This is a genomic window from uncultured Marinococcus sp. (assembly GCF_947493875.1).
In the GTDB taxonomy this organism is placed as follows: Bacteria; Bacillota; Bacilli; order Bacillales; family Marinococcaceae; genus Marinococcus.
Map to the genome: position 1 here is coordinate 98,608 of NZ_CANLSU010000006.1, position 20,276 is coordinate 118,883.

23 protein-coding genes are annotated in these 20,276 nt (G+C 47.0%); 11 read left to right on the forward strand and 12 right to left on the reverse strand.

Features of this window, described 5'->3' with window-relative positions; all coding sequences use genetic code 11:
• Window positions 1-151: 151 nt before the first annotated feature.
• Both Q0757_RS12475 and Q0757_RS12480 read left to right on the forward strand, forming a co-directional pair.
• Window positions 152-514, forward strand: coding sequence for a DUF2513 domain-containing protein (locus tag Q0757_RS12475; protein WP_298787834.1), 363 nt, complete (start codon window positions 152-154; stop codon window positions 512-514).
• A gap of 517 nt (window positions 515-1,031) precedes the next feature.
• On the forward strand, window positions 1,032-1,730 hold the full coding sequence (locus Q0757_RS12480; RefSeq protein WP_298787836.1) for a 3D domain-containing protein: 699 nt from the start codon (window positions 1,032-1,034) through the stop codon (window positions 1,728-1,730).
• A gap of 73 nt (window positions 1,731-1,803) precedes the next feature.
• On the opposite strand, the gene cynS is transcribed toward Q0757_RS12480, so the two are convergent.
• Window positions 1,804-2,250, reverse strand: coding sequence for a cyanase (gene cynS / locus Q0757_RS12485; RefSeq protein WP_298787838.1), 447 nt, complete (start codon window positions 2,248-2,250; stop codon window positions 1,804-1,806).
• Window positions 2,251-2,635: 385 nt separating this feature from the next.
• Between cynS and Q0757_RS12490 the strand changes: the two genes are divergently transcribed.
• On the forward strand, window positions 2,636-3,487 hold the full coding sequence (locus Q0757_RS12490; protein ID WP_298787840.1) for a glycosyltransferase family 8 protein: 852 nt from the start codon (window positions 2,636-2,638) through the stop codon (window positions 3,485-3,487).
• A 35-nt stretch (window positions 3,488-3,522) separates the two neighbouring features.
• Here Q0757_RS12490 and Q0757_RS12495 read toward each other — a convergent pair whose 3' ends face one another.
• From Q0757_RS12495 to Q0757_RS12515, 5 genes are all read right to left on the reverse strand, one after another.
• A complete protein-coding gene (locus tag Q0757_RS12495; protein WP_298787842.1) occupies window positions 3,523-4,218 on the reverse strand; it encodes a Na-translocating system protein MpsC family protein in 696 nt (231 codons plus the stop codon).
• Between the two features lie 350 nt (window positions 4,219-4,568).
• Complete coding sequence (locus Q0757_RS12500; RefSeq protein WP_298787844.1) at window positions 4,569-5,876, reverse strand: Na+/H+ antiporter family protein; 1,308 nt, start codon at window positions 5,874-5,876, stop codon at window positions 4,569-4,571.
• Between the two features lie 127 nt (window positions 5,877-6,003).
• Window positions 6,004-6,456, reverse strand: a complete 453-nt coding sequence (locus Q0757_RS12505; protein WP_298787846.1) for a GNAT family N-acetyltransferase — start codon at window positions 6,454-6,456, stop codon at window positions 6,004-6,006.
• Window positions 6,457-6,628: 172 nt separating this feature from the next.
• Entirely contained in the window at window positions 6,629-8,347 is a 1,719-nt protein-coding gene (cysI, locus tag Q0757_RS12510) for an assimilatory sulfite reductase (NADPH) hemoprotein subunit (protein ID WP_298787848.1), read from the reverse strand.
• Window positions 8,348-8,374: 27 nt separating this feature from the next.
• Window positions 8,375-10,225, reverse strand: a complete 1,851-nt coding sequence (locus Q0757_RS12515) for an assimilatory sulfite reductase (NADPH) flavoprotein subunit (protein ID WP_298787850.1) — start codon at window positions 10,223-10,225, stop codon at window positions 8,375-8,377.
• Between the two features lie 307 nt (window positions 10,226-10,532).
• On the opposite strand from Q0757_RS12515, the gene comGA reads away from it, so the two are divergent.
• Genes comGA through Q0757_RS12555 form a run of 8 tightly spaced genes read left to right on the forward strand, consistent with a single transcriptional unit; the run spans window position 10,533 to window position 14,554 of the window.
• Window positions 10,533-11,537: a competence type IV pilus ATPase ComGA gene (gene comGA, locus Q0757_RS12520; protein ID WP_298787852.1), complete on the forward strand. Its 1,005-nt coding sequence runs from the start codon at window positions 10,533-10,535 to the stop codon at window positions 11,535-11,537.
• Complete coding sequence (gene comGB, locus Q0757_RS12525; RefSeq protein WP_298787854.1) at window positions 11,534-12,574, forward strand: competence type IV pilus assembly protein ComGB; 1,041 nt, start codon at window positions 11,534-11,536, stop codon at window positions 12,572-12,574. The genes comGA and comGB overlap by 4 nt, the downstream gene beginning before the upstream one ends.
• Window positions 12,575-12,589: 15 nt before the next feature.
• Complete coding sequence (locus tag Q0757_RS12530) at window positions 12,590-12,742, forward strand: hypothetical protein (RefSeq protein WP_298787857.1); 153 nt, start codon at window positions 12,590-12,592, stop codon at window positions 12,740-12,742.
• On the forward strand, window positions 12,735-13,034 hold the full coding sequence (comGC, locus tag Q0757_RS12535) for a competence type IV pilus major pilin ComGC (protein WP_298787859.1): 300 nt from the start codon (window positions 12,735-12,737) through the stop codon (window positions 13,032-13,034). Before Q0757_RS12530 ends, comGC begins: the two co-directional genes overlap by 8 nt.
• Entirely contained in the window at window positions 13,034-13,486 is a 453-nt protein-coding gene (comGD, locus tag Q0757_RS12540) for a competence type IV pilus minor pilin ComGD (RefSeq protein ID WP_298787861.1), read from the forward strand. Before comGC ends, comGD begins: the two co-directional genes overlap by 1 nt.
• Window positions 13,467-13,796 (forward strand): hypothetical protein, encoded by a 330-nt coding sequence (locus tag Q0757_RS12545; protein WP_298787862.1) that lies wholly within the window; start codon window positions 13,467-13,469, stop codon window positions 13,794-13,796. The genes comGD and Q0757_RS12545 overlap by 20 nt, the downstream gene beginning before the upstream one ends.
• Complete coding sequence (locus tag Q0757_RS12550) at window positions 13,783-14,211, forward strand: competence type IV pilus minor pilin ComGF (protein ID WP_298787864.1); 429 nt, start codon at window positions 13,783-13,785, stop codon at window positions 14,209-14,211. Before Q0757_RS12545 ends, Q0757_RS12550 begins: the two co-directional genes overlap by 14 nt.
• Entirely contained in the window at window positions 14,180-14,554 is a 375-nt protein-coding gene (locus Q0757_RS12555; protein ID WP_298787866.1) for a hypothetical protein, read from the forward strand. Before Q0757_RS12550 ends, Q0757_RS12555 begins: the two co-directional genes overlap by 32 nt.
• 36 nt (window positions 14,555-14,590) lie before the next feature.
• On the opposite strand, the gene Q0757_RS12560 is transcribed toward Q0757_RS12555, so the two are convergent.
• Genes Q0757_RS12560 through Q0757_RS12585 form a run of 6 tightly spaced genes read right to left on the reverse strand, consistent with a single transcriptional unit; the run spans window position 14,591 to window position 20,243 of the window.
• Window positions 14,591-15,613, reverse strand: coding sequence for an MTH1187 family thiamine-binding protein (locus Q0757_RS12560; protein ID WP_298787868.1), 1,023 nt, complete (start codon window positions 15,611-15,613; stop codon window positions 14,591-14,593).
• Between the two features lie 8 nt (window positions 15,614-15,621).
• Entirely contained in the window at window positions 15,622-17,040 is a 1,419-nt protein-coding gene (aspA, locus tag Q0757_RS12565; RefSeq protein ID WP_298787869.1) for an aspartate ammonia-lyase, read from the reverse strand.
• A 36-nt stretch (window positions 17,041-17,076) separates the two neighbouring features.
• Window positions 17,077-18,048: an ROK family glucokinase gene (locus tag Q0757_RS12570; protein WP_298787871.1), complete on the reverse strand. Its 972-nt coding sequence runs from the start codon at window positions 18,046-18,048 to the stop codon at window positions 17,077-17,079.
• Between the two features lie 4 nt (window positions 18,049-18,052).
• On the reverse strand, window positions 18,053-18,253 hold the full coding sequence (locus tag Q0757_RS12575; RefSeq protein ID WP_298787873.1) for a YqgQ family protein: 201 nt from the start codon (window positions 18,251-18,253) through the stop codon (window positions 18,053-18,055).
• Between the two features lie 60 nt (window positions 18,254-18,313).
• Window positions 18,314-19,495, reverse strand: a complete 1,182-nt coding sequence (locus Q0757_RS12580) for a rhomboid family intramembrane serine protease (protein WP_298787875.1) — start codon at window positions 19,493-19,495, stop codon at window positions 18,314-18,316.
• Window positions 19,488-20,243: an HAD family hydrolase gene (locus Q0757_RS12585; protein WP_298787877.1), complete on the reverse strand. Its 756-nt coding sequence runs from the start codon at window positions 20,241-20,243 to the stop codon at window positions 19,488-19,490. Before Q0757_RS12585 ends, Q0757_RS12580 begins: the two co-directional genes overlap by 8 nt.
• Window positions 20,244-20,276: the final 33 nt, after the last annotated feature.

Consider the following 20,276-nt stretch of genomic DNA (forward strand, 5'->3'; position numbering starts at 1 on the left):
TGATAAAGAAGCCGGCGTTCCCCGGCTTCTTTTTAACAGGCGCGTACGATAATTCTCCCTGCCAAGGCACCCGGCTGCCTAAATCTTTTCTGGCATTTAGGCCAGTCCCGATATTATAATTTCAGTAAGTATAAAAAAGGTGGAAGATAAAATGGTTATGGAAAGAGACATGGAATCAATCAGGAAGCTTTTGATTGATTTGAAGGAGCAAAAACCCGGCTTCAGCCTGACATCTAAAAACGAAGAAACCGATTATTACATGTATCTGCTCACCGAAGGAGGCCTGATCGAGGCAACCCGGCACAAAACCTTGAGTAAACAGGTGACAAGCTACCATAATATTAAGATTACATTTGCCGGCCATGATTTCATTGATGTTGCTGAAGACGACAATATTTGGAACAAAACACAGGAAAAAGCCATGGAAAAGGGATGGTCGATGTCCAACATCCCCCTGACCGTTTTGACAGATTTACTTAAAACCACACTTTACCAGCATTTAAGCAGCGACTGAAGCACAACTAATTTCTCATGGTTTATGCTTTACCCACATAGCTTCCCGCGAACCTCCTGATACTTCAGGAGGTTTTTTGTTGTTCCGGCTGAATACTTTTCTTGTCCGGCATAAGCTCTTTTTCAGCAGCATTTTTAAGAGGTTTACTGATTTATATAAATTAGTTCATTCCTCATGAAACACAAGAATCAGGTTATTTTTCTCACATTATTCATTTGTAACATTATGTTCGTTTCCTCACTGAAATTTTAAATTTAATCGCTTTAAAACCCTCGTTTTATAAGGGTTTTGTAAATATTACACATAATTTCTCATATATTTCATAAAGCTTAATCTTGTTACGTTTGCATTACATTCGTCCTATTCGCTTGAAAGTTCTTCTTCTTCAAGTTAAATTTACAAACGTGCGATAGATTACTTTGACATACGCATCCAACTATTAATTTGTTTACGCTCATTCACCCTTAATGCTCATTAAATAAAAATTTTATACCTTCCAAGGAGGAATTTTTCAACCATGATGAAATCTACGAAAGCTTCACATTGGATCGGCGGCGCAATTCTTGGTACAGCTCTAGCTTTTGCAGCACCAGCGGTAAGTGATGCATCAGACAGCCTGCTGGTCCAGGGAGACTCCAGTGACTCTGTATCCCAAGCCCAATCGGTACTCGATGATAAAGGATATTATGATTATGAAGTAGACGGGATTTTTGGTTCGATCACAGCAGCAGCTGTCCGCGATTTTCAGGCTGCTGAAGGCCTTACGGTCGACGGTATCATCGGTCCGAATACAAAAGCAGCGCTTTATGGGGAGAGCTCCAGTGACAATGATACTGAAGCAGACTCTGAAGCAGACGACAGCGATGATGAAGCGGTCGAATCTGCTTCCACCTCCGAAAGCAGCAGCTCTGCAGACACCTCCGGCGGAGAATCCATGACAGTTGAAGCTACTGCTTATACAGCAGACTGCGCAGGCTGCAGCGGCATTACAGCTACCGGCGTGAATTTAAATACCAACCGCTATGCGAAAGTCATCGCTGTAGACCCTGATGTTATTCCACTCGGCTCTGAAGTGCAAATTGAAGGTATGGGTACTTATACGGCAGCGGATACCGGCGGAGCGATAAATGGAAACCGCATTGACGTTCACGTTCCAAGTAAGTCCGAAGCTTATTCCTTCGGCCGCCGAAGCGTTGAAGTAACCGTAGTAGATTAATCTACTTATAAGCTTTATCAATGAAGAGACGCCTTTCCTTCGAAATGGAAAGGCGTCTCTATTTTTTATTCGTTTACCACTTTGTATATGGAAGAAATTTGCCGTTTAACGTGACGACGACCCGGTCTCCTTTTGGATCCTCTTCGCGTTCTACATCCATTTTAAAATCGATGGCGCTCATAATACCATCACCGAATTCTTCATGGATAATTTCCTTTAATGTCGTTCCATATACCTGAGTAATTTCATGAAACCGGTAAACAAGCGGATCTGTCGGAACATCCTCGTTTAGAGAACCTTTGTATGGAACAGCCATCAATTCATGCTTAATTTCTTCATAAGGAACTTCGAGGTAGTTAATGAGCGCGTCTGCTTCCTTTTCGTCCATTGATGCCTGACCCTGAATTACAGCAGCAACCCAGGTTTTGTTACGGCCCACGGCTTCCGCTAGATCCTGATAAGTAGCTCTTTTCCGGTTCTTTGCTTCTATCAGCTTGGCGGTGACTTCACTCATTTCCATTATTTTCTCTCCTTCCTTATTCTATTCTACTTTACTTTAACATGCAGGCATTACCACAATATATGATTTTTGCCATCTTCTTTTAGGCGGCTGGAATTCAAACTGCGCTAAGCTTAGTTCCAACAGCCTATTTTTTGTTAATTTACCGTAATTTTGTTTCAAAAAGATGCATTAAGGATATATGTATAGCTACCTGCATATTTTTATGCCGGTTTTTAAAAGTGAATATAACCAGCTTCAGCAGCAATGAGTTAGACCATTGGGAGCTAATCATAAGCTGAAAAGAAAAAGCCTGACAGCTGTTTCTTTTTAGTTCCAGGCATGCACCGGGTGCTTCTGTGACTGAAACAGATTATTACTACTACCCCACGAAGGAGTGCTTGTTATGTCTTATTTTTCTCCCTATATTGTTACCACTGTAGCTGATGCTAATTATGCTGAGCATACAGCTGTGTCCTTTACTTCTCTTCTCACGAACACTGCAAGGCCGGAGAGAATTGAATTCCACGTTATTGAAACCGGCTGGAGCAGCTATCAAAAACAAATGCTCGAGCAGCTCGGAGCTTACTTTAATTCCCGTGTCGTTTTTCATGCCATCGACACCGACAGATATAAAAATCTTTTTCAGGCAAATCACAAATATTCCTATCATATTACCAATGCTGCCTATTACCGGTTATCCATTCCATACTTGTTTACGAATGTAGACAAGATATTGTATATCGACTGCGACACCATCGTCCAGGAAGACATTACTATTTTGTGGAAGATCCCTCTGCGGCGCCAGGTTATGGCCGCAGCAGAAAACTTCGGCGGATTCTACCGCAACGATGATTTGTTTATGCCGCCGGAAGCTAAATATTTTAATTCCGGGGTTATGATGATTCACGTGCCAAATTGGAAAAAACACCAGGTGACCGACCAGGTCGTCCAGTTTATCCAAAAGCATGAGAGCCGGATGCTTTATCACGATCAGGACGGCTTAAACGCCGTGCTTTACAATCATTGGTTCGAGCTTCATCCTAAATGGAATACAATGACTGATATGTTCCTGAAGGCTGTTCCTGACACCCGCCAGGGAAAAAAGGTGATGAGTGCTGTCGAAAAGCCGGCTGTCATTCATTTTACCGGGCCGGAAAAGCCATGGCAGCCAGATACCAAGCACCCTTTAAAGCATTTGTATCATGAATATGCTGCCCAAAAAGACGAAATTGTCGTGAAGCCTACTTCCCTGTAATACCGGTGCCGCTCTTTTAATCAAAAGGAGCGGCATTATTTTGCTTCGGGCTCCTTACTGCTGCAGACAAATATTAAATAATTGATGTCTTTATCCACGTCCCAGATAATAAATGGATCGATCACTTCCCGCGGCATCCGTGCCAGTAAATCTGTTTCATCGATGATGCTTTTAACGAGTGTTGTTTTTGCTGCTTCAATTTCCTCTGCATGCCCTTCTTCAAGAAGCTGACGTTCTACCGGTGTCAATACATTCGTTCGTTCAATCAGCACTACGCGGTGATTTAAAGGTTTTGTGTTCACAAACGCAGAGAGACCTTCTTTGTTTTCTCCCGCTTTTTTCACAACGCTGTTTAACTCTTCCTGCCACTTTTCTACAATTCCGGATTCCGCTGGCGCCTCCACAGTACCGAAAATCACCCCGGAAAGCTGGTCAAGGTTCCAGTCAGTGTAAATATCGAGTATTTCCTTTCCGGTCACTGCTTCGAGCTCTGATTTTATATCAGCATAGAGAACGCTCATCAGCATCTCCCTCAACTCTTCAACTTTCCTGCCTTCATTTTTTTGAATTAAAATTTGTTCCATCGGTACCAAAAAATCACGAATGTGGACACAAAAATAAGGCGGGGCCCACGTAGTATGTACAGAGATAGGTCCTTTTCCAAAGCTTTCCCTCAAAACCTTTCCAATATATCCAGCTATCGCTGATTGTACTTCCTTTACTTCTGACATCACATTTTCTCCCTTTCTTCCAAGCCTCATCTTGTTTTGCCCCCGCTCTTCCAGTCTTTCCGGACAAAACGAAAGCTTATAAAAGCATAAAAAAAGCCACAGAGGAAAAATATCCTTTGTAGCTTACCGTTTAGCTCAATTGTCTAACGATCCTGCATCATTTACTGATTATTAAATTTTACATTGCCGCCTGGGACGACACCCGGGGCTTCATTTCCTGTGAGTGTAACGACTTATTTTCAGCCCTATTGTCCAAAAATTTCTATCGTCCTTATAAAACATACATTATTTATTCATGTTTCACTTTACCTGTTTTGAACTGATTTTGCAATGTATTTGCTGCAGGAATGCTACAGCAGAAACGCTGCGGCCAGTCCGCAGATAAACAGCGGAATGTTGAAGTGCAGGAATGTCGGCACACATGTATCCCATATGTGATCATGGCGTCCATCGGCATTCAGGCCGGCTGTCGGTCCAAGCGTGCTGTCAGAGGCCGGTGAGCCTGCATCCCCAATCGCACCCGCTGTGCCGATTAAAGCTGCGGTGGCAAGCGGAGAGAAGCCGAGTGAGGCGCTAAGTGGCACAAACAAGGCTGCAAGGATTGGAATCGTCCCGAATGAAGAGCCTATCCCCATTGTAATCAATAGGCCTGTCAAAAGCATCACAACTGCTCCGAGAAGCTGGCTGCCTCCAAGAACGTCAGACGTCACTGCAACTAATTGCTCTACTGCTCCGGTGTCCTGCAGAACAGTCGCGTATCCGGAGGCAAGGAGCATCACAAAGGCGATCATCCCCATCATTCGAACGCCGTCGTTCACCGTCTGGTCAGCTTCTTTCACCGGAACAACCCGGAAAATAAACATAGCTGCAATACCGGTCAATGCACCGATTACCAATGATTCGGTCCATACCTGTACTAAAAGAGCAGATACAATCGCTATCAGTGTTAACAAATGTGACCACTGAAATTTATTAGTGTTCTTCAGGGAAGCCCCTGCTTCTGTAACGTCTACGTTTCCCGCTTCCATTTCTTTATCTTTACGGTACGTAACGAAAATAGCTATCAGCAGGCCGATCACCATGCCGCCGACTGGAATAATCATCGCCTGCCAAATCTGCCCGAACGCAATATTCATGCCGTTGTCGTTCATGCTCTCCTGAATAATCTCCTGAAAAATCAGTCCATAGCCGACAGGGATCAGCATATACGGCGCCTTTAAGCCAAAGGTCAAGCTTACAGCTACCGCCCGGCGGTTAATTTTCATATGATCAAATAAATGCAGAAGCGGCGGTATAAGTATCGGGATAAATGCAATATGTACCGGCACAAGATTCTGCGATAAACAGGCCACTCCTGCAATGGTCAAAAGCAAAGCTGCCCGTTTATTTTTTAACAGCTTTACCAGATTTGTCACTAAAAACCCTGTAATCCCCGAATAGCCAATCATAACTGCAAAAACACCGAGAAGAATGTAGCTGAGGGCGGTGTCAGCCCTCCCGCCCATACCGGATACGAGCATTTCAATGGAATCGGTAAATGATAGACCGGCCAGCAGCCCTGCCGTCACTGCTGCACCCATCAGTGCAAGAATAACATTCAGCCGGAACAGACTGAGCACAATCAGCACCAGGACTGAAACTATAACTGCGTACTCCACTTTGTTTCCCTCGTTTCTCTTCTTTTATCGTTTATGTACATGGATACAGATTAAACGCACAAAGAAGATTTTAGCATAGATCCTTTAGTCTGCTCAAACTTTATCAGAGTAAAATGTTCTGCTTTATTTAAAATTCCCACTCGTAGTGCGTCCATGCGCTCTTAGCCCCGCCAAGCGATTCGTAAAGTCTGCGTGCTTTTTTATTGCTGCGGTCTGTTTCAAGCACCATACCGGCATAATCCTCTGACTGCACGTAAGAAAGGACGAACTCAAGAAGCTCTTTTCCGTAATGCTGACCCTGGAATTCTGGATAGATATACAGGTCGTTTAAAATGGCTGTTTTTTTAACCTGTAAGGTGCTGAACGTCTGATACAGGGTAGCAAAACCGATCAAGTCGCCGTAATGCTCCACGATAAACTGGATGCCGATTTCCGGCTGGGCCAGAAGCTTTTTAATCAGTGTCTTTAATTTGCCGATGCCCGGATCGGGATGCTCGTAATGGTCCACAATATACGCCTGCATGGCTTCTGCGAGACTGGGGATATCTTCTGTTTCTACGGTTCGTATTCTTATACTCATGACGGCCTCCTGCATAGTTCTATTACCTTGCGTTTAATTGTTTTATCGCACTATATTTCATCTTATGGCACACAGAAACATGATACAACCCCGAAAGCAAAAGGGCGGAGGAAAAATATCCCTTTTACATTCATATAAAAACGGGAGCCGCTTTTGCGCGCCCCCGTTTTTATCAGTCATGAAAATTTGTTCCGTCTGTAGTGGCTTTAACATAATCTGCACGGATGACAAAATCCCCAAAATGCTCTCCGTCGTAACGTTCCTTCGCAAAACGGGCAATCATCGGTTCGAGTTCACTTAAAATTTCCTCTTCCCCAATATTTTCCCGGTAAAGCTTGCTCAGGCGGTCACCGGTAAAGCTTGCGCCTAAATACATATTGTATTTCCCGGGTGCTTTTCCGATAAAGCCAATCTCTCCGAGCGCCGAACGGGCACAGCCATTTGGACAGCCCGTCATTCGGATAATAATATCTTCATCCCGCAGGCCCTGTTCCTCAAGCGTAACCTCGAGTTTATCGACCAGCGAAGGAAGATAACGCTCTGCTTCCGCCATGGCAAGTCCACAGGTCGGGAAGGAAACACAGGCCATCGAGTTGCGGCGGAGAGCGGAATAGTGCTTTCCGTCAGTCAGACCGTAATCCTCAATCAATTTGCTGATCTGCCTTTTTTTATAGTCTGTTATATCGGATATGACAACGTTTTGATTCGGCGTCATTCGGAAATCGCCGGTGTGGATTTTGGCTATTTCCCGAAGCCCGGTCATTAATTGATAGTTTTCCTCGTCCTTGATCCGCCCATTTTCGATAAACAGAGTGAAGTGCCACTTACCATCGTTGCCTTTAATCCATCCGTACTCGTCTCCGTTGCTTTCAAATTCATAGGAACGGGCCGCCTCTATTTCATAGCCAAGCCGTTCATTCAATTCGCTTTTCAGCCATTCGACCCCGTAGCGGTCAATTGTATATTTGAAACGGGCATTTTTCCGGTTGGAACGATTGCCGTAATCGCGCTGAATTGTCAGAAGCTTCTCTGAAGCATTCACCACTTCTTCCTTCGGTACATAGCCGATCACACGTCCAAGCTGCGGATACGTATCCGGTTCGCCGTGCGTCATTCCCATACCGCCGCCGACTGACACGTTAAATCCCTTCAGCTCGCCGTCTTCCACAATAGCAATGTAGCCGATGTCCTGGGAGAAAACGTCAATGTCGTTGGACGGCGGAACTGCCACACCGATCTTGAATTTTCTTGGGAGGTACGTTTCGCCGTAAACCGGCTCCACTTCTTCCTTGCTGTCCGCCACCTTTTCTTCGTCAAGCCATATTTCATGGTAGGCCGTCGTGCGCGGCAGCAGATGGTCGCTGATCTGTTTGGAATACTCATACACTTCCCCGTGCACATCGGATTGATTCGGGTTCACATTGCACATAACGTTTCTGTTAACGTCCCCACATGCGGCAATCGAATCCATCATAGCTGCGTTAATTTCCTGGAGATTCTTTTTCATATTCCATTTGAGAATCCCGTGCATTTGAAACGTCTGCCGGGTAGTAAGCCGGAGAGTGCCGTTGCCGTATTTATGCGACACTTCATCCATTGTGAGCCACTGTTCCGGTGTAATGACGCCTGCCGGCAGACGGACACGGAGCATAAACTGATATGCCGGTTCAAGCTTTTGCTGGCGGCGCTCGTTGCGCAGGTCCCGGTCGTCCTGCATGTAGCTGCCGTGAAACTTCATCAGCTTTCCATCTGCTTCAGGAATGCTCGCAGTGATAGGATTTGCCATCGTTTTAACAAGCGTACCGCGTAAGAAGTTACTGTCTTTTTTCAAGTGCTCCATGCCATCTAACGGGGCATCCTGAATGTTTTTTAAGCTGCTGTATTCTGACATATGCGTTTGGTTCCTCCCCGGTAGTTATTAATATACGTCACGCTGATAGCGTTTTTGCTGCTGCAGGTCGAGCATGTATGCTTCAGCTTCTTCATGGGTCATATTTCCTTCTTTTTCAAGCACTGACACCAGGGCTTCATGCACGTCATGGGCCATCCGCTTTTCATCTCCACAGATGTATAAAAACGCCCCGTCCTGCAGCCACTGATAAACTTCTTCACTGTTTTCAAGAATCCGGTGCTGAACGTATACCTTTTCTTCGTTATCACGCGAAAAGGCTACATCCATTTTTGACAACGAGCCTTCCTCAAGCCACTGCTGCCATTCTGTCTGATACAGAAAGTCCGTCCGGAAATGCTGGTCCCCGAAGAACAGCCATGATTTGCCGTCCGCTTCCACTTCTTCGCGTTCTTCAACAAATGAGCGGAACGGAGCAATTCCAGTTCCCGGTCCTACCATAATAACAGGGGCAGACGGGTTATCCGGAAGTTTGAAATTTGGGTTGTGCTGAATATAAATAGGCAGGGTATCCCCCGGCTCCGTGCGTTCTGCGCACTGACCGGAGCAGACACCTGTCCGTGGTCTTCCATGAGCATCGTAGCGAACGGCCCCCACTGTTAAATGCACTTCATCAGGGTTTGCGGATGGGCTGCTTGCTATTGAGTACAGGCGCGGCGGTATTTTCCGTAAATTACCCACCACGTCTGCAGCTCCGCCCTGCCACGGCCCGTAATCCTTTAATAGATCCAATAGGTCGCGTCCTTCCAGGTAGGAGCGCAGGTCATCCGCATGTTCTGTATCGAGCAGTTCCTGAATTTTTTCGTTGTTTGTCAGCTTGCTCATTTTTTCAAGCAGTGGTTTAGTCAAAACCGTGATTTCAAAATGAGAGAGGAGTGCTTCACGAAGCGAGCGAATATCGCCCTGTTTATTCAATACTACGGTTTCTTCCGGATTCCAGTCCATTTCACGAATCAGCTGGTCCACCAGAAGCGGGTCATTTTCCGGAAACATCCCGAGGCTGTCCCCAGATTCAAAGGTCAGTCCCGACCCTTCAAGCGAAAGCTCTACGTGACGGGTTTCTTTTGCCGATCCCCGGCCGTTTAAATTAATGTTATCCAATATTTCCGCCCGGAACGGGTTAGTTCTTGAGTACGCCGGCTGTTCTGTGGCAGGAGCAGCTGAAGCAGCCGCTCCGGCAGGGGCTGCTGCCGCCTGCGCCGTTTCCTCCTGAAGCTCATTCAGGCTTGAAAGGACGCCCTGGATCCATTCTTCGGCATCGTCGTCAAAATCAACATCACAGTCTACTCTTGGATACAGACGGGTGCCTCCAAGATCTTCAAGCCGCTGATCAAAATCTTTACCTGTCTGGCAGAAATATTCGTAGGAGGTGTCCCCAAGCGCGAGAACGGAAAAGCGTGCATCTTCAAGTTTCGGGGCTTTACGCCCGTTCAGAAACTCATGGAAGGAAATAGCGTTGTCCGGAGGATCGCCTTCTCCGTGTGTACTCACGATAACTAATAGGTTTTCCACCTTTTTCATATTTTTTGTCTTAAAATCATCCATCGAGCTCACAGTTACATTGTAGCCCTGATCTTTCAGCCTTCTTGAGCTGTCTTCTGCAATCATCTGACCGTTACCGGTCTGGGAGCCAAATAAAATGGTTACCTCCTTGGAAGCCGCCTCCGCCTGGGATGCCTGGGGTGCAGCCGATTCCTGGACAGCCGGCCCTTCAGCTGCTGGTGCAGCGCCTGAAGTCGCCTGAGAAGCCAAATACCCGCTTAACCAAATTTTCTGATTTTCTGTTAATGTCGGCAGGAGCTGGTTCAGTAAATCTACCTGCTCCTGGCTAAAAGGACTATTCGTAACCTGCAATTGCACTCTCTCCACCTCACAAATAAATTTAACTGCAATCCTGTCGTTCTAAGGACAAAATAATTTTCTCTTTAGCTTTATCTTATCCATGTGTATAAACTGGTCATTTTATTATGGTCAATTTTATCCGTATAATTCTTATGTGTCAAGTTGGTTTTAAATTCCTAACAGAATATTGGGCAATCATTTATATTTTATCACATCCCTGCTTCCGTTACGCTTTCTTCAAAAGATTAATGCATTGAAAAAAATGGTAGATTATTCCTTTGTTTTGCCATATAATAAAATTACTTTTCAGAAAGAAGGTGAGGCCTTGACCAACATCGAATCATTTACACGGCAGTTGATCCACCAGGCAGCAGCCGCCGGCGCATCGGATATTCATCTACTGCCGGCTTATTCAGAAGCTTCTCTCTATTTTCGTATTCATGGACGCCTTGAGCTTTCAGATACGTATTCTGCGGCTTTTGCTCACCGGCTTATAACGCACTTAAAGTTCAGAGCCGGCATGGACATCGGCGAACGAAGGCGTCCGCAGGACGGCTCGCTTACGTACCGCTCGCTTCATCCTCCTGTACATCTCCGTTTTTCCACCATGCCTTCCGATCGTATGGAAAGCTTTTCTATCCGACTGCTTCCGCAGACCTTTCAGTTTACCCTCCCGCAGCTGTTTTTAACTTCCACCGCTGCACGATCATTCGAAGACGTGCTTGCCTCCCGTAAAGGACTGGTTCTTTTGACCGGCGCCACCGGGTCTGGAAAATCCACTACCCTGTACGCTATGCTCGAGCATCTGCTTACCTCCCAATCGCAGCGTATCATTACAATCGAAGATCCTGTAGAGCTCCGGGTACCCGGCTGCATCCAAACCGAGGTCAACGAAAAAGCCGGGCTTACCTATGCCTCTCTCCTGAAGGCGTCCATGCGGCATGACCCCGACGTTATTATGATCGGGGAAATACGCGACACTGAAACAGCACAGCTCGCACTCCGTGCTGCACTCACCGGCCACCTTGTGCTCACTACGCTTCATGCCGGCAGTACCTTTGGGGTTCTCCGCAGACTGCTCGACCTAGGTCTTTCAAAAACTGACCTCCTTGAAACAACCACCTTCATTGCCCACCAGCGGCTTATTCCCACAATTTCTCTTTCAACCCCCGGGCGCCTGGCGCTATTTGATTTTTCCACCCGAAAGGATATCCATTCCATGCTTCATTCCAATAAACCACTCCATTCGTCCCGGATAAATGAGCAGCTGAGGCGGGGGTATGCACTCGGCTTATTCGGCAGGGAAGCTTTTGCCGGGGTTCAGCCATGAACAAGCCATTAAAAAAAACCTGGAAGCCGGAGACTAAAGCATTATTTCTTCAACAGCTGGGTGAGCTGCTCGGCAGCGGGTATCATCTGGATCAATCCATCCAGATGCTTTCCTGGGAACAGCCAGCTTTCGTTACTGCTTCCCTGCGCAGCATACGAAGACAACTTCGAAGCGGCCGGGAGCTGCATGAGCTTTTACTTGAACACCATTTCCCCTCTGATATTACTGCTTTCGTTTATTTCGCGGAGCAGTCCGGCCGGCTCTCTGAAGGATTAACTGCAGCGGGTGATCATTACATGAGCCGCCTGGAGGCCTGGAGCAGTTTCCGTAAAGTTCTGTATTACCCTTTGTTTCTCCTATGGCTTCTGATCATTCTCGCTTATGTATTTGTCCGCTATCTTTTTCCACAGTTTCTCGAATTGTTTGAACAGCTGAGCATGGACCTTCCTTTTTACACCCGAATGGTGATGAACATGATTTCTGCAGCCCCTTTCGTCTTTGCCCTTGTTTTTGTTCTGCTGACAGGCCTTGGGGCATTTTATACTTTCGTTGTCCGTCCGAAGCCCGCCTCAGCACGAGCTCTTTTCTGGACCAGGCTGCCGTTTCTCCAGGCTTTTATTACTATGAGAACTACTGCCTCTTTTGCTGAACAATTCGGCTACCTGCTACTGAATGGATTATCTCTCTCCGAGAGCTGTACGGTGTTAAAAAACCAAAAGCATTCCCCTTTGATTCAGGAGGAAGGGGTGCGCTTAGAACAGATGCTCGCTGCCGGGACGCCTCTGCCGGAAACGTTCCGGCGGCCATGGTATCTTGAAAGTCTCGGACAGGCGGTACAATACGGCCAGTCCATCGGAGCGCTAGGCCAGGTGCTGGTGCAATACAGCAGCCATACACAGCACAAACTTGAAGCAGACATCCAACGGATGACCATGACCGCCCAGCCCATTCTTTTCTTTTCGGTTGGCATTCTGATTTTAAGTCTTTTTGCTGCTGTATTTTTACCTATGTATCACATGATTACTTCCATACAATAAAAGGAGCGACCATTCATGCACACCCCTCACGATTATCTTTCTGAACAACTCCTGGCACTCGAAAAACGCTTGACGGAACTTGAAATGCATAAAGAAGAAGACATTGCTTCTTTATTGCAGCTGCTTCACCAATCCCGCCCTGCCAGAAAGGAAAAAACATATGCTTAAAAACAATAAAGGTTTTACTATGGTGGAAATGCTGATTGTACTGCTCATCATTACTGTGCTTCTTTTAATTGCTATCCCGAATATCGGTACAAATAACCAGGTTGCCCAGTCCAAAGGATGTGAAGCCACCATCCAGCTTTTAGAAACGCAGGCTGCTGCTTATGAGGTTGAATACGGCAGCGAACCGGCTTCCCTTCAGGACCTTGTTGAAGCTGACTATGTAGAAACGATCACCTGCCCGGACAATACTCCGCTTGTATATAACAACGGAGCCGTAAGTAAAGGATCCTGATGCCCATTTTCAGTTCAAAGGGGTATACGCTTCCGGAGACTATCATAGTACTGCTCCTATTAAGTGTGCTGGCCGGCGTTCCATTTATTCATTTCTCTTCGGCCTACGAGAGCACCCGTGAAGACCATTTTGTTCAGCAGCTTCAGGCCGATCTCGTCTACAGCCAGCACTATGCTTATACTCACAATACATCCACCCGTCTCGATTGGAAGGAGGAGGAGGGCTACTATGCCATTTCAGGCAACGACCGCAGTGAACCTTTAATCAGGCGAACTATCCCCGAAGGCTTTTTTTCTCCCACTGCATCTAAGCTGCAGTTTCATACATTGTCTTACACGGGGAAGGGAAATATTAAAAAAGCAGGCACCATATCCCTTCACGGCCCGTCCCGGTCGTACCGGTTTATATTTCAAATCGGAAGGGGGCGGCTCCGTGTTGAAACATCCCCGTAAAGGATTCACGCTGATTGAAGCTGTCAGCGCCCTATCGCTTCTGTTCGCAGTCACTCTATTTATGCTCCCTCTTCTTCATCAGACCTATCAGACCTGGAGCAGTCAGCAGCTGTATTACGAGCAGCTGTATGTGATGGAAAAGGAAGCAGGGCGCATTCACCAGTCTGCCTCTGCTGCAGTCACTGCTGCCGCTTATGCGAAAGGAAGGATTCATGTTCACATTAAAGAACACGAAGAAGGCTATAAAGTGTGTACCTCGATCGAAGGGAGCCGAAACAAACAGTGTGTTTACGTCCTTGCAAAACAATAAGGGAGTCACACTTCCTGAAATGATTATTACTCTTTTGCTTTTCAGTCTGTGGGCGCTGGCCGCCGCTAAATTCAGCAGCCTGTTTTTAACTGAGGTTCCGGTCCCGGACACTGAAGCACGCTTATTTGTTCAGCAGATGGAGGAGGATATGCAGAACGCTCAATCATTAGCGTATGATAAGCAACGGTTTTATATTAAGTCCAGACAACATACGTATGAATATTTTATGTCTAACGGACGGGTCATACGCCGGGTGGACAACGAAGGATTTGAAATTATGCTTCAGGGAGCTTCTTCATTTTTTGTGGAGACAGAAAAGTACGGGGCAGATGTGGAGGTGATTTTAAACGATGGGCAGTACATTCAATCGTTTCTTTCCTATCATGCAGCAACAAAGAAGCTTTTCCCTTCGTAAAGGCTTTATTCTCCCCTCCACCATTTTCTTTCTTTTATTCATTTTCTTATTTATGGTGCTGGCTGCCGGGCTTTTAAAGCTTCAGCTTCTGCAGCAGAACGAGGAGTTTGGTTCTCTGGACGTAAAATGGATGATCCGCAATGCTGAAAATATTTATATTGAAGCTCCATCTGAAACCGGAGCCGTTTCGATGCCGGATGGAACTGTGGAATGGGTGGAATCAGAGAACGGCGAAATCAAATTCACCGCCCGTCACCGTCTGGGATTTTCCAAACAGGTAACTTATTCCGCAGACTGGAAAGCCTCTGTTTATGAAGCTCTTTCTTACCCGGAACATAAATAAAGCCGGCAGATTCTATTCTGCCGGCTTTCGTATTGGTTATTGCTTTCGTGCATTGCGTACTGATTCCATTTTCTTTTTCATCTGCCTGCCTTCTGCATCACGGCGGTCGTCAATACGAATATTTGTTGATACACGCTGATAGCCTTCCTGAAAAGGAATCTCGTGTATTTCTCTGACGGCCTGAAGCAGATCATCAATATTTCCTTCGAGAAGCGTACTCATTGGCGTCATTTCAATATCAATTTTATCATTATATTTTTCCAGCACGTCCTGAATTTTTGCTACTGTGTCCGACATCCCAGTCCCCTGCTTGTCTACAGGCGATACTGTCACATCAACAATTGCCATGGATATCTGCTCCTTTCGTTTTCTTCCAAGCCGGTGCGGGAATTCACGCTCAGCAAGCATCCGAAACGCTGCAATCGCAGTTTGAATGTGCACCTTCTCCGGCACAGAACATGTAACATTTCGTTGAAGCCAGTACGAAGGCTTCAGCCATGTGTTTCTGCTCCCGGCAAAGTGCCGCTGAAGCACTTCTTCTGCCGCTAAAGCCATCGGCAGAGATATATAAGCACTGACAGCTATAAAAACATTTCCCGGGGAAGAAGCAATATAAACCGGAGACGCCATGACAAGAAATAAAACGAAGTATATAAATACAATATTGGTGGAACAGTGACGGTTTGTAATCGCTGCCCTTCTCACTCTTCTCCACGAGCTTTTTCCAGGCACGCCCGTGAAGCTGAAGACTTTGTGCTCTGCCCCGTGGAACTTTTTGAGCTGCTGTGGAAAAATAAAATGAGTGCCCATGACAAACAGTAAAAACGAATATAAAGGCAGCAGCTGAAAAATGGCCGCTATGAGCCAGGCTGCGGCTGTGAGCTTGTACCAGGCAGGCATCGCACCTGTAACTACTGCTGCCACTCTTGAATAAGACCGCAGGGAAAGTGGAAGCAGTTCGGCATGTATCTTTCCTTCGCTGTCGACATAGGCTCTGCTGATAAAGGAAGCCCCAAAGAAAAATACGCCGCGCTGATAGGAAAGCCCGCGAATTTTCATGCCGGCTGTTACTCGCCGTACATGAATCGCGAACCGGCAATTCCGGGTTTGGTCATTTCCTTGGCATCCAAAATTTCATCGAGCTCTTCTTCCGATAATATTCCCCGTTCGATGCAGATCGAACGTACACTCTGATCCGTTTCAATCGCTTCTCTTGCTATTCTCGCAGCTGTTTCATACCCAACATGCGGATTGATGGCTGTAATAATACCTACGCTTCGTTCCACCATGTTCCGGCAGTGTTCAATATTGGCTGTAATTCCTTCAATAGTAAATTCGCGAAACACCTTTAAACCATTCTGGAGCACTGACAGGGACTGAAGCAGATTAAAGACGAGCACTGGCTCCATTACATTCAATTCGAGCTGACCGGCTTCCGAAGCATGGCTGATCGTATGGTCATTGCCGATAACCTGGAAAGAAATCTGATTGATTAATTCGCACATGACCGGATTTACTTTCCCCGGCATAATCGAGGAGCCCGGCTGACGGGAAGGAAGGTTAATTTCATTCAGGCCGGTTCTAGGCCCGGAGCTCATCAGCCGCAGGTCGTTCGCCATCTTGGAAAGGTTAATCGCATGTACCTTGAGAGCCGCTGACAGTTCGGTGTAGGAATCCGTGTTCTGCGTCGCGTCCACAAGATCAGTGGCACTGTAAAACGGCATCCCGGTCTGCTCAGCAAGAATTTCTGCCACGCGGCCAATGTATTCAGGCATCGCGTTGAGTCCTGTGCCGACCGCTGTTGCCCCAAGGTTAATTTCATACAAATGATCTACTGACCGTTTAATGCGACGCAGGTCTCTCGTCAGCACCCGGCGGTAGGCACCGAACTCCTGGCCGAGGCGGATCGGCACAGCATCCTGCAGATGCGTACGCCCCATTTTAATGACATTGTCAAACTCTTCTTCTTTGTCCCCCATCGCTTCAATCAAATTATCGAGCGCAGTGACCAAGCCCTGTGAAAGGCGCAGCGCTGAAATGTGAATCGCCGTCGGGAACGAGTCGTTGGTGGACTGGGCCATGTTCACATGAGTATTCGGGCTGACCCGCAGGTAATCCCCTTTTTCGCCGCCCAGTAATTCAATGGCCCGGTTGGCAATAACTTCGTTTGCGTTCATATTAAAGGAAGTCCCTGCTCCGCCCTGAATGGAGTCCACGATAAATTGATCATCAAATTTGCCCTCGATCACTTCATCCGCTGCTTCTACAACTGCCTTGGCAATAGATTCATTCAGAAAGCCAACTTCCGCGTTGGCAGTGGCTGCTGCTTTTTTTACGTAACCGAACCCTTTAATCAATTCCGTGTGCGGCGGATAGCCGGTTATTGGAAAATTTTCTTTTGCCCTCAACGTCTGAATTCCGTAATAAGCATCTTTAGGCACTCTCTTTTCTCCTAAAAAGTCACGTTCCACACGGTAGTTTTCCATGTTTTTAGCCCCTTTTTAACAATCATTTTTTCTATCTTATTTATTCATATAATGATTTTTAGCCAGCCATGCGGCTCCCGCCACCCCGGCGTCGTTACCGAGATCGGCAATGACAAAATCCGTTCCTCTTTTTACTTTGTCGAGCGCGAACATATCAAAATGAGCGCGCAGTGTCTGCAGTAAATCGTCTCCGGCAGCGGCCACTCCGCCTCCGATCACGATTCTCTCCGGATTCAGGGTGTTGGCCAAATTGCCGACAGCAAGCCCCAAATAATACATGGCGTGGTCAATCACACCGGCACAATATGGATCAGCGGAGGTGGCATAGGCGAACAAATCCTTGGTCGTCATTTCTTCTCCGCGCTGGTGCACATCATAAATCGGAGAGCCTTCTGCTTCGTCTATATGTTCGAGGGCTCCGCGTACCATACCCGTTGCCGAAGAGATGGTTTCCAGGCAGCCGCGTTTACCGCAGTTGCAAAGCCGGCCGCCCTCCGGTTTTACGGTGACATGGCCAATTTCACCAGCCATATTATCTTTGCCGTTCACAATGTCCCCATTCAGCACAATGCCGGCTCCGACCCCCGTGCCAAGGGTGATAAAAATCATATCCTGGACGTCCGTGCCAGCCCCTTTCCAGTATTCACCCGCCGCTGCCAGGTTCGCATCGTTATCGAGCGCGACGGGAAAACCGAGCTTTTCTTCGAGAATACGTGCAACCGGGTAATCCTTCCATCCTATGTTTGTTGCGAATTCAATAATGCCGTTTTCTATGTCGATAAAGCCGGGAAGCCCCGCGCCGGCGCCGGCGACTTCCGTAAGCGGAATATTTTTTCCATTCAGTTCATGCTCAATCGATGCTGCAATTTCATCGAGAACGTATTTTCCGTTTTCTTCCTTGCTGGTGGTAATGCTCCATTTGTGCTGCATGCCGCCGTTCTGGTCAAACAGCGCCATTTTTACCGCGGTGCCTCCGATATCAATTCCGATCACGTATTTTCCAGCCATTTGTCTACCCCTTTTCCTGCTCGATTCGTCGTTCTCTTTTTATCGTTAACAAAGCAGTCTGATACATCCTGACATCCAAAAGTCCGTTTTTGTAGGCCTCTCTAATTTCTTCTTCCATTAAATCTAGATCCATTAAACGATTTTTCGTATAGATAAAAGCTCCGACTGTGCGCAGCCACATCCGGATTTCTGTCATGGATTCCATAGTTATCCTGCTTCCTTTCATTATATCAAGCGAAAGGCGTTTTTCTACTACGTATTCTGATTAATTCCACCGATACATACCGATCGCAAAAAAGACGGCAAAGGCAAGAACAAAAAACGCCAACGCCCCTACACGTACAAACTGCCAGCGGTGTCCCGGCAGATGCACAAATACGGAGGCGATAAATCCGCCGACAAGGCCGCCAATATGGGCACCGTTATCCACTGCCTGCACGGTAAATCCAAATACCAGATTAATCCCGAGAATAACAAGCACGTTCATGCCAAGCGTGCGGAAAAACAGCCGCTGGTGGGCAAGACCCAGGTATAAAAGGGCTCCAAAACAGCCGAAGATAGCACCACTGGCCCCGGCTGACACCTGTTCATTCATCGCAAAGCTGACTGTTGATGCAAATACACCTGCAGCAAAATAAATTATAATAAAGCGTGCTGTTCCGTAAATACGTTCTGTGATGCCGCCAATAAAAAACAATGCCAGACTGTTCATAAACAAGTGCAGAAAACCAATATGCAGAAACATAGCAGTAATTAGGCGCCACCATTCCCCGTCGACAATCCCCGGATTGTATTTCGCGCCAAGCTCGATGAGGGTGTTGAGGTTCATACTGCTTCCGGAGCGTTCCAGCACTAAAAAAATGACAGCAAGTAATGCCAGCACCGTATAGGTCACAATCGGCTTTCCGCTCGAGAAAAAGGACATGTCCTGCTCTTCAAGCTCCCGCTGCCTTTTTTCTGCCTGACGACGGTAAAAGGAGGCTCTTTGTTCGTGCTCTTCGGCTTCAAGCTCTTCTTCCAGTCCTCCCCATGTCCATTCACTGGTTTTTAGATACGTACTGACAGCCGGGGGCGCATCCGCCAGACCCCGCCCGTTGTCATTGGCGAATAAAAAGGAACGGGCATCCGAGTCCCCGCTCTCCAGCGGCTCTGCCATATCCGCCGGAGGATAGGAAGTAATATATACGTTTGCAAATTTTGCTTTTCTTAAGGCGAGCCGCCTCTTCCACCCGTGAAAGCTTTTCTCCGCTTCGTGCCTGTCGTCCTCCAGCCGCCCTAGACGTTCATATTCCACCCGAGCCACACGCACAATCCAAGGCTGTCCATCGACATCCCCCTGGAGCCATATCCGCTTCCGGTCCGGGCCGACATCAATCAGGCGGAAGGATTCTTCCTCCATAAGCTGCTCTGTGAATTTCCAAAACTGATGAGCTTCCCGTTTAGACATCTGAACGCCGTCCTTCTTCCACTATTTCTCTTAAATATGAGGCTGCCTGATTGAATTCACTAAACTCTTTTACTGTGTTCGATGAATGCCCCGCTTTCTCCCCGCGGGTGTTCACATAGATAGCTTCCCATCCTGCATTTTCCGCTCCCTGTATATCATGGGCCCACGAGTCGCCGATAAACAACGCCCGTTTTTTGCGGCTGCCCAAAAGCTGCAGCGCCTCGTCAAAAATGGCCGTTTTCGGCTTCGGGGCTTCAGCCGTTTCAGAAATAAAAAGATGGTGGTGGTCGATCCAGCGATCAAGCTTCAGCTGATAAAACTTTTCCTTCTGCATCTCCTCTGAACCATTTGTGATAATGCCGAGGCGGATGCTGCTTTTTGTGAGCGATTCCAACAAATCAGGTACACTCTCAAACAGTTCGCTGAATTCCGGCAGCCGCCGCTCGTACTCCTGATGAAAATCCAGAGCTTCCCGGTCAGATCCCGGGAGCCCGAACACGCGCATCGTTTCTAGATACCGCTTGATACGGTACTGCTTTTGCGTAAGAATGCCTTCTTCATATTCCTGCCAAAACAAATCACAGTGATATTTAAACACCTCGAACCACCTGTCTTCATGAACAAACGGAGCTTCTTTATTTAACTGCTGTCTGATGGAAACAAACACAGCTTTAGTTGTTTTCTGAAAAGCTTTTTCGTGATCATAAAGGGTATTGTCGAGGTCGAAACAAATCGTTGTCCAGCGCATGTACTTGTGCCACCTTTCTTCCTTCCATTATAG

What these genes read in the sequence shown, in the direction of transcription:
- Q0757_RS12475 (WP_298787834.1), top strand. Translation starts at nt 152, where the DNA reads ATGGTTATGGAAAGAGACATGGAATCAATCAGGAAGCTTTTGATTGAT.
- Q0757_RS12480 (WP_298787836.1), top strand. Translation starts at nt 1,032, where the DNA reads ATGATGAAATCTACGAAAGCTTCACATTGGATCGGCGGCGCAATTCTT.
- cynS (WP_298787838.1), bottom strand. Translation starts at nt 2,250, where the DNA reads ATGGAAATGAGTGAAGTCACCGCCAAGCTGATAGAAGCAAAGAACCGG.
- Q0757_RS12490 (WP_298787840.1), top strand. Translation starts at nt 2,636, where the DNA reads ATGTCTTATTTTTCTCCCTATATTGTTACCACTGTAGCTGATGCTAAT.
- Q0757_RS12495 (WP_298787842.1), bottom strand. Translation starts at nt 4,218, where the DNA reads ATGTCAGAAGTAAAGGAAGTACAATCAGCGATAGCTGGATATATTGGA.
- Q0757_RS12505 (WP_298787846.1), bottom strand. Translation starts at nt 6,456, where the DNA reads ATGAGTATAAGAATACGAACCGTAGAAACAGAAGATATCCCCAGTCTC.
- cysI (WP_298787848.1), bottom strand. Translation starts at nt 8,347, where the DNA reads ATGTCAGAATACAGCAGCTTAAAAAACATTCAGGATGCCCCGTTAGAT.
- comGB (WP_298787854.1), top strand. Translation starts at nt 11,534, where the DNA reads ATGAACAAGCCATTAAAAAAAACCTGGAAGCCGGAGACTAAAGCATTA.
- Q0757_RS12530 (WP_298787857.1), top strand. Translation starts at nt 12,590, where the DNA reads ATGCACACCCCTCACGATTATCTTTCTGAACAACTCCTGGCACTCGAA.
- comGC (WP_298787859.1), top strand. Translation starts at nt 12,735, where the DNA reads ATGCTTAAAAACAATAAAGGTTTTACTATGGTGGAAATGCTGATTGTA.
- comGD (WP_298787861.1), top strand. Translation starts at nt 13,034, where the DNA reads ATGCCCATTTTCAGTTCAAAGGGGTATACGCTTCCGGAGACTATCATA.
- Q0757_RS12555 (WP_298787866.1), top strand. Translation starts at nt 14,180, where the DNA reads ATGCAGCAACAAAGAAGCTTTTCCCTTCGTAAAGGCTTTATTCTCCCC.
- Q0757_RS12560 (WP_298787868.1), bottom strand. Translation starts at nt 15,613, where the DNA reads ATGAAAATTCGCGGGCTTTCCTATCAGCGCGGCGTATTTTTCTTTGGG.
- aspA (WP_298787869.1), bottom strand. Translation starts at nt 17,040, where the DNA reads ATGGAAAACTACCGTGTGGAACGTGACTTTTTAGGAGAAAAGAGAGTG.
- Q0757_RS12570 (WP_298787871.1), bottom strand. Translation starts at nt 18,048, where the DNA reads ATGGCTGGAAAATACGTGATCGGAATTGATATCGGAGGCACCGCGGTA.
- Q0757_RS12575 (WP_298787873.1), bottom strand. Translation starts at nt 18,253, where the DNA reads ATGGAATCCATGACAGAAATCCGGATGTGGCTGCGCACAGTCGGAGCT.
- Q0757_RS12580 (WP_298787875.1), bottom strand. Translation starts at nt 19,495, where the DNA reads ATGTCTAAACGGGAAGCTCATCAGTTTTGGAAATTCACAGAGCAGCTT.
- Q0757_RS12585 (WP_298787877.1), bottom strand. Translation starts at nt 20,243, where the DNA reads ATGCGCTGGACAACGATTTGTTTCGACCTCGACAATACCCTTTATGAT.